Origin of the sequence: Pseudomonas sp. JL3, assembly GCF_031570575.1 — a bacterium.
GTDB classification, from domain to species: domain Bacteria; phylum Pseudomonadota; class Gammaproteobacteria; order Pseudomonadales; family Pseudomonadaceae; genus Aquipseudomonas; species Aquipseudomonas cucumis.
Genome location: NZ_JAKWJK010000071.1, coordinates 1 through 549, shown reverse-complemented (window position 1 = coordinate 549; position 549 = coordinate 1). Strand labels below are relative to the sequence as shown.

The 549-nt window shown below is 67.2% G+C and carries 1 protein-coding gene; it reads left to right on the top strand.

Features of this window, described 5'->3' with window-relative positions; translation table 11 throughout:
• Window positions 1-549: AMP-binding protein (locus MMG91_RS28830; RefSeq protein ID WP_310661456.1), on the top strand; the 549-nt coding region annotated here is incomplete at both ends.

The following is a 549-nucleotide window of genomic DNA, read 5'->3' as shown; positions in this document are numbered from 1 at the left end:
TTCTCCCTGACCGCTCAATCCATCACCGGCATCGACCCGCAGCGGATCGCCGCCTACCTCGCGCAGGCCGTGACCGCATTGGTCGACGCCCTGGAACAGGCTCCCGAGCGCCTGGCCAGCCACCTCGACGTCGTGCCCGACGCCGAGCGCCAACTGCTGCTGCGCGACTTCAACCGTACCGTCACCGAGTTCGGTGCCCCACAGCCGATTCATACCCTGTTTGAAACCCAGGTGCAGGCCAATCCCGAAGCGGTGGCGCTGGTCTGCGAAACGCGGCAACTGACCTATCGCCAGCTCAACCGCCGGGCCAATCACCTGGCCCGGCAGTTGCTGGTCCTCGGCGTGCAACCCGATCAGCGGGTGGCGATCTGTGCCGAACGCAGCCTGGAAATGATCGTCGGTCTGTTGGCCGTGCTCAAGGCCGGCGCGGCCTATGTGCCGATCGATCCCGCCCACCCCGCCGAACGCATGGCGTTCATGCTGCAGGACAGTCAGCCCCGGGCGCTGTTGACCCAATCGACCCTCACCTGGCCGGCGGGCGAGCTGCCG